The organism is Kitasatospora sp. NPDC086009 (assembly GCF_044540385.1).
Lineage (GTDB): Bacteria > Actinomycetota > Actinomycetes > Streptomycetales > Streptomycetaceae > Kitasatospora.
This window is the reverse complement of the sequence record NZ_JBITSA010000014.1, coordinates 135,995-142,267: the sequence shown is the minus strand read 5'-3', so window position 1 is coordinate 142,267 and position 6,273 is coordinate 135,995. Positions and strand designations below refer to the sequence as shown.

Sequence of the window (6,273 nt, the reverse complement as noted above, 5' to 3'; positions counted from 1 at the left end):
CGCCCCGCCCGCCCCCCCCCCCCCCCCCCCCCCCCCGCCCGCCCCCCCGGCCGCGCCCCCCCCCCCCCCCCCCACGACGGCGGCGCGTCGGCCAGAATCGGCACATGAGTTCCCCGACCGCCCTCGGCGTCTTCCTGCGTTCCCGCCGCGCCCGGCTGCTGCCCCAGGAGGTCGGCCTGCCCGGCGCGGGCGCCCGGCGGCGGGTCGCCGGCCTGCGCCGCGAGGAGATCGCCGAACTCGCCGGGGTCAGCGTCGACTACTACACCCGGATGGAACAGGGCCGGGTCCGCAACGCCTCGCCGGCGGTGCTCGACGCGCTGGCCCGGGCGCTGCGCCTGGAGGAGCAGGAGACCCGGCACCTGCACCGGATCGCCCGCCCGGCCGCCGCCACGCGGCGGGCCGCGCCGGCGGCGGAGGGTCCGCAGCGCGTCCGGCCGATGCTGCGGACCCTCCTGCGGTCCCTCCCGGAGCTGCCCGCGCTGGTGATGGGGCAGCGGATGGACGTGCTGGCCTGGAACCGGGCGGCGAGCGCGCTGTTCGGCGACTTCGCGGCCCTGGAACCCGCCGCGCGCAACATCGCCAGGATCACCTTCCTGCACCCCGAGTCCCGTTCCCTGTACGCGGACTGGGACGAGTGCGCGCGGGGGAACGTGGCCCATCTGGGCATGGAGGCGGGCCGCCGGCCCGACGATCCGCGACTGCGCGAGCTGATCGGTGAACTCGCGATGAAGAGCCGGGAGTTCCGCACCTGGTGGGCCGAACGCCCGGTGCGGGACAAGACGTCCGGGGTCAAGCGCTTCCACCACCCGGTGGTCGGCACGCTCGAATTGGCCTACGAGACCCTGCGGGCGGCCGACGACCCGGCCCAGGCGCTGATCACCTACGCGCCCGAGCCCGGCAGCCCGTCCGAGGACGCGCTGCGACTGCTGCTGGCCTGGACGGCGCAGCAGACCCCGGCCGACCACCCGGCCCCACCGACCGGCACCGCCCAGGGCCGCCCTTCGGACGACCACGCTCGGCGCGAGGACCACGCCCGCTAGGCGCCGGACAGGCCGGCTCCCGGCCCGCCACCGGCTCCAGCGCCGTCGCCATCCCCGTCGCCATCCCCGTCACCAACGCCGACCCGGCGGCCGCTCATGCCCCGGTTGCCCGAAAGGGCAACCGCCCGGCGCCTTCGGGCAGGGGTCGCCACCGGCCGCGCAGGCCGTTCCTCCGCCGCAACTCCGGCCTGGTCACCGCCCGTTCCCACGGATCACGACGGCGGCCGCGAGCCTCCTCCGGAGAAGGGTTGACACCACAAGTTGGTCTAGTCCACCGTAGGGGAAGCAAGTTTGACGAGGTGGGAAGTCCCGGCGATGCCCCGTGCCGGACACGCGAGTTGGCCGACGCCGCCGCATGTCCACCGAGGGCGTCAACGACGCGTCGGGGGCTTCGAACACAAGAAGGAGGAAGGAATCCCGGCCCCGTCCCCGCGGGAAACGGGCGGTCCGTCCCTGGATGCGACAGCCCCGAGGGCCCGACCGGGCCCGCCACCCCCGCAGGAACCGCACGCGCGCTGAGCGCCGCCGGGAACCGCGAGACCCGCAACCTCCCCGCTGTCCGAAGCCCCGTCGCCCGACACCCCGATCAACCACCCTCCGCCCTCTCCCCCTTCACCTTCACCCTTCACCCGACCGGCGCCTTCGGCCGCGCTCTCCCAGGAGCCGTCCGCCGCCGGCCGTTCGTGGCCACCGCGCCCCGAACCGTCCGCGCCCGAGCACGCGTTGCCGCCGGTCGGCCGTCCTCCGACGCCGCCCTGCGGCGATGCCGCCGTGCGCGCGGCGGAACGGAACGGCGGTGCGTACGGGCGCAGGAGCCGCCCCGTGAACCGGCGCTGCGTCCCGGCCGCAGTAGTTTCCCGACCTCTGGAGTGATTGCATGCCGAAGCCTGACGGATACCTGTATCGGGCCGCCTCCGACACCCCGTACTTCAGCAACGACGGCGAGACCTATCTCGCCAGGACACCGCTGAAGGACATCGAGAAGGCGCGGCCGCTGCGCGTGCTCTCCGAGGAGGACTACTCGTTCTGGCAGACGTACGGCTACGTCGTCGTCCGGGAGGCGATCCCGGCCGAGGCGGCGAAGCGGCTGCTGGACTTCGCCTGGGACTTCCAGGGCCTGGACCCGGAGCGGCCGGAGACCTGGTACGAGGAGCGGGAGTTCGCCGACGAACTGGCCCAGCACCTGCACATCTACGGCTTCGTCGAGGCCTACCAGCACCAGCTGATCTGGGACAGCCGCCAGGCGCAGCGGGTCTACGACGCGTTCGTCGACGTCTGGGACTGCGAAGAGCTCTGGGTGACGCTGGACCGGCTCAACCTCAACCCGCCGAACGTCGGCAACCGTGACCGCGCGCTGATCGAGGCGACGGACAAGGGCTTCGACATCGAGCTGCACTGGGACGTCGACACCACGCTCGGCATCCTGCCGCAGCGCGTCCAGGGGATCATCGCGCTCAACGACACCCGGCCGGACCACGGCGGCTTCCAGTGCAACCCCGAGCTGTTCCGGCGGTTCAACCAGTGGCAGGCCGCTCAGCCGGCCGACCGCGACCCGATCCGGCCCGCCGTCGACCGTGCGGAGTTCCCGGTCGTGCGGCCCGAGTTGAAGGCCGGCGACCTGCTGATCTGGAACGGCCTACTCGCCCACGGCGTGGCCCGCAACACCTCGGAGCAGGGCGTCCGGGCGGTCCAGTACCTCTCGATGATGCCGGCGCTGGAGGAGCACGAGGAGCTCAAGGCCTCGCGGATCGCCTCCTGGCGCGACCTCTCCACCCCGACGTGGAACAAGACGCTGGTGGGCGACCCGCGGAAGCACGAGTCGCTGCGCTACGGCAAGGCCGGGCTGAGCGACCTCGGCGCCAAACTGCTGGGCCTGGAGTCCTGGCACGCCGAGCAGCGCACCGGACCGGAGACCGAGCCGAACACCGCACAGCACACCGCACAGCACACCGTCCGACACAGCACCCCGGACGGCGACGCGTGAACCGGGCCACCGGCGTGGACAGGATCTGCCTGACCCTGCCCACCAACCGGGCCTGCGCCGACACCATCGCGTCCATCGGCGAGGAAGCCGCCTACGCCGCCGCGCAGTTCGGCGTCGAGGTGCACCTGCTGGTGCTGGACTCCTCCGACGAGCCGACGTTCGCCGTCCACGCGAAGGCCGTGGACGCGCTGCCCGGGGCGGCGGGCGTGGTCGTGCACCACCTCGACGAAGCCCGGCAGCGGACGTTCCTGCGGCGGGTGATCGACGCCGCCGCGGTCGCCGAACCGGCCCGGGTGCTCGACCTGATGCTGCCGGACGCCGTCTCCTACGGCGCCTGCACCAACCGGGCGTTCCTGATCGCCGCCGCCCTCGGCTGCCGCTCCGTCCACCGCCGGGACTCCGACAGCCACTACCAGGTCCTGGACGGGAAGCCGGTCTTCCCGATCCACCACGAGCTGCTGTCCCTCGGGAAGCGGGCGGCCGACGCGGCGGCCGGCGTCACCGAGAACGCCCTCGACCCGGCGCACGCCGAGAAGCCGGTGGCGATGGTCGGCGGCTCCTTCGTCGGTGAACTCTCCGTCGACATCGGCGAGATCCGCGAGCTGGACCCGGCCGTCTACGACGAGGTCGTCGCGCTCTGGGCGCCGGCCGGGGCGTCGGAGGAGGAGAAGCGGGAGCTGGTCGACGACTCCTTCGTCGGCGGCGGCACCGACCCGTTCACCGAGGACCGCGCCGTCCTGGACCTCCCGGACATCTGGCGGGTCGACATGTGCAACATCGGCTTCGACCACGCGGTGTACGAGCGCCTGCCGCTGCCGTCCGCGACCGACACCATCGGCAGCGACTACTTCCTCCTGCACGTGGTGCGCGACGCCACCCTGCCCGGCGTGGTGCACAACCGGCACATCGTGAACTACTACACCCCCGAGCGCCGCACGGGCGCCGGATTCACCGCCTACCAGCTGCGGTTCACCAAGTTCCTGCTGTCGATGCTCTACCTCTACCCGGTGTACTTCGACATGGAGGCGGCGGGCGGTGCGCTGCTCGACGACGAGCACCGCGTACGGGTCGCCGTGATCGCCGACTCCGTCCGGCGCAGCATCGGGACGGACCGGACGGAGAACGTCCGCCGGCTGTCCGTCCTGGACGGCGCCTACCGCCGACTCGGCGGCAAGTACGCCGAGTTCGCCGACCATCTGCTCACCCTGCGGGACCGCCTGCTCGACGAGGCGCAGGCGGACACCGAGGACTTCGCACTGCTGATCGGGGCGTGGGGTCCGCTGGTGCGGGCGTGCAAGGCCACCGGCCCCGAGCAGCTGGCCCGCTGACCGGGCCTGGAGCTATCGACGATGTCTGAGAACACACTTCTGCGCGCCGCCCTGGCGGCCGCGACCGACGACCGGATCTACTACGACCTGGACGGGATCGAGGGCCAGTACACGGCGCTGCTGCGCGAACTGCCGGGCATCGCCGTCCGCTTCGCCATGAAGGCGTGCCCGGTGGACGAGGTCCTCGCCCACCTGGCGGAGCTGGGCGCCGGCTTCGACGCGGCCGGCCCGCAGGAGATCGCCCAGGCCCTGCGCACCGGCGTCCCGGTCGAGCGGATCCACTACGGCAACACCATCAAGTCCGACCGCAACATCGCCGAGGCGTACCGGCTCGGCGTCCGGGACTTCGCGACGGACAGCCTGGAGGACGTCGCGGCGCTCGCCGTCCACGCCCCGGGTGCCCGGGTGTTCTGCCGGGTCGCCACCACCGGGGACGGCGCGCTCTGGGGCCTGAGCCGGAAGTTCGGCTGCTCACCGGCGGACGCCGTCCTGGTCCTGGAGGAGGCGCGCGCGGCGGGGCTGACCCCGTCGGGGCTCTCCGTCCACGTCGGGTCGCAGCAGATGACCTCCGACGCCTGGCAGAGCGCGCTGGACTCGCTCACCGCCGTGGTCGAGGAGCTGGACCGGCGGGGCATCCTGCTGGACCACGTCAACCTCGGCGGCGGCCTACCCGCCCTCGGCGTCCTCGACAAGCGGGGCCGGCCGCTCGACCCGCCGGTGGACAAGATGTTCGCCGTACTCCGGGAGGGCATGCAGCGACTCCGGGAGGTGTCGGCGGCGCCGCTGGACTTCCTCCTGGAGCCGGGGCGCCACCTGGTCGCGGACCACGGCGCCATCCGGACCCAGGTCGCCCGGTTGACCTCCCGGCAGCAGCTCGACGGCGAGCGGCAGCACTGGCTCTACCTGGGCTGCGGCAAGTTCAACGGCCTGTACGAGATGGACGAACTGCAGTACCGGATGGAGTTCCCCACCCACCCGCGGGACTCCGCCACCGAGGGCGGCTACCTACCGGCCGTCGTCGCGGGCCCGACCTGCGACAGCGACGACGCGTACACCGACGACGACGGCCTCGTCGCGGTGCCGGCGGCCGCCGCCTCCGGGGATCCGGTCTGGATCTTCTCCTGCGGTGCCTACGCCACGGCGTACACGACCCAGGGCTTCAACGGGTTCGAGCCGCTCCCGTACACCTGCGTCCGCCGGACCGACAGCACCGGCCGCCCCACCCCTGCGCCTGCCCGCACCCCCGTTCCCGTCTCCGAGGGAGGTCCCGCATGATGGCCGACGAGATCGCCGAGGGCGTCCGCGTCCGACTGCTGGCCGCCGACGACTGGGACGAGGTCGTGGCACTGGAGGCCCGCGCCTACAGCGCGAGCGGTCTGTCCGAGGGGCGGGCGGCGCTGGAGTCCCGGGGCCGGGCCTCGCCCACCACCTGCTTCGCGGTGGAGCACCGGGGGCGCCTCGGCGGCTACCTGCTCGCCCTGCCCTACCCGCTCCACGCGTGCCCGGACCTGAGCCGGCCGGACGCCGCCGGCGTCCGGTCCACCAACATGCACGCGCACGACCTGGTGATCGCCGAGGAACTGCGCGGCCGGGGGCTCGCGCCCCTGGTGCTCGGCCACCTCGCGCGAACGGCCCGGCTGCGGCGGTTCGAGACCATCTCGCTGGTGGCCGTCCGGGGCAGCGAAGTCCTCTGGGCCCCGCTGGGCTACCGCGCCGAGCCGGAGGTCGAACTCCCGGCGAGCTACGGCCCCCAGGCGGTCTACATGTCGATGTCCCTGCGCACGGCTCCCCCCGCCGCGCCTCCCCTCCCGGCGGCTCCCACCCCCACGGCCCTGCTCGCCGCAGCCGGCTCCGGGACGCCGCGGCACCCCCACGGCCCGCTCCCCGGGTCGCCCCTGAAAGACGAAGTGGTTCGATGAAC

5 protein-coding genes (1 of these 5 running past the window's edge) are annotated in these 6,273 nt (G+C 73.4%); all 5 read left to right on the top strand.

The genetic code is table 11. The features are described 5' to 3' along the window. Positions 1–1,040: the 3' end of a helix-turn-helix domain-containing protein gene (locus ACIF6L_RS28345; RefSeq protein WP_396492605.1), read on the top strand. The gene continues 1,210 nt to the left of window position 1, outside the view; 1,040 of the gene's 2,250 nt are visible here — the last part of the coding sequence; its start codon lies off the left edge, out of view; its stop codon occupies positions 1,038–1,040. 877 nt (positions 1,041–1,917) lie between these two features. Then, positions 1,918–3,024 carry a phytanoyl-CoA dioxygenase family protein gene (locus tag ACIF6L_RS28340; RefSeq protein ID WP_359809633.1) on the top strand — a complete coding sequence of 369 codons (1,107 nt, stop codon included), beginning with the start codon at positions 1,918–1,920 and terminating at the stop codon, positions 3,022–3,024. Positions 3,025–3,038: 14 nt separating this feature from the next. Continuing rightward, a complete protein-coding gene (locus tag ACIF6L_RS28335; protein ID WP_359809672.1) occupies positions 3,039–4,352 on the top strand; it encodes a DUF6271 family protein in 1,314 nt (437 codons plus the stop codon). Positions 4,353–4,373: 21 nt separating this feature from the next. Further along, positions 4,374–5,627 (top strand): type III PLP-dependent enzyme, encoded by a 1,254-nt coding sequence (locus ACIF6L_RS28330; RefSeq protein WP_396489664.1) that lies wholly within the window; start codon positions 4,374–4,376, stop codon positions 5,625–5,627. Then, on the top strand, positions 5,624–6,271 hold the full coding sequence (locus ACIF6L_RS28325) for a GNAT family N-acetyltransferase (protein ID WP_396489662.1): 648 nt from the start codon (positions 5,624–5,626) through the stop codon (positions 6,269–6,271). Before ACIF6L_RS28330 ends, ACIF6L_RS28325 begins: the two co-directional genes overlap by 4 nt. Positions 6,272–6,273 lie beyond the last annotated feature (2 nt).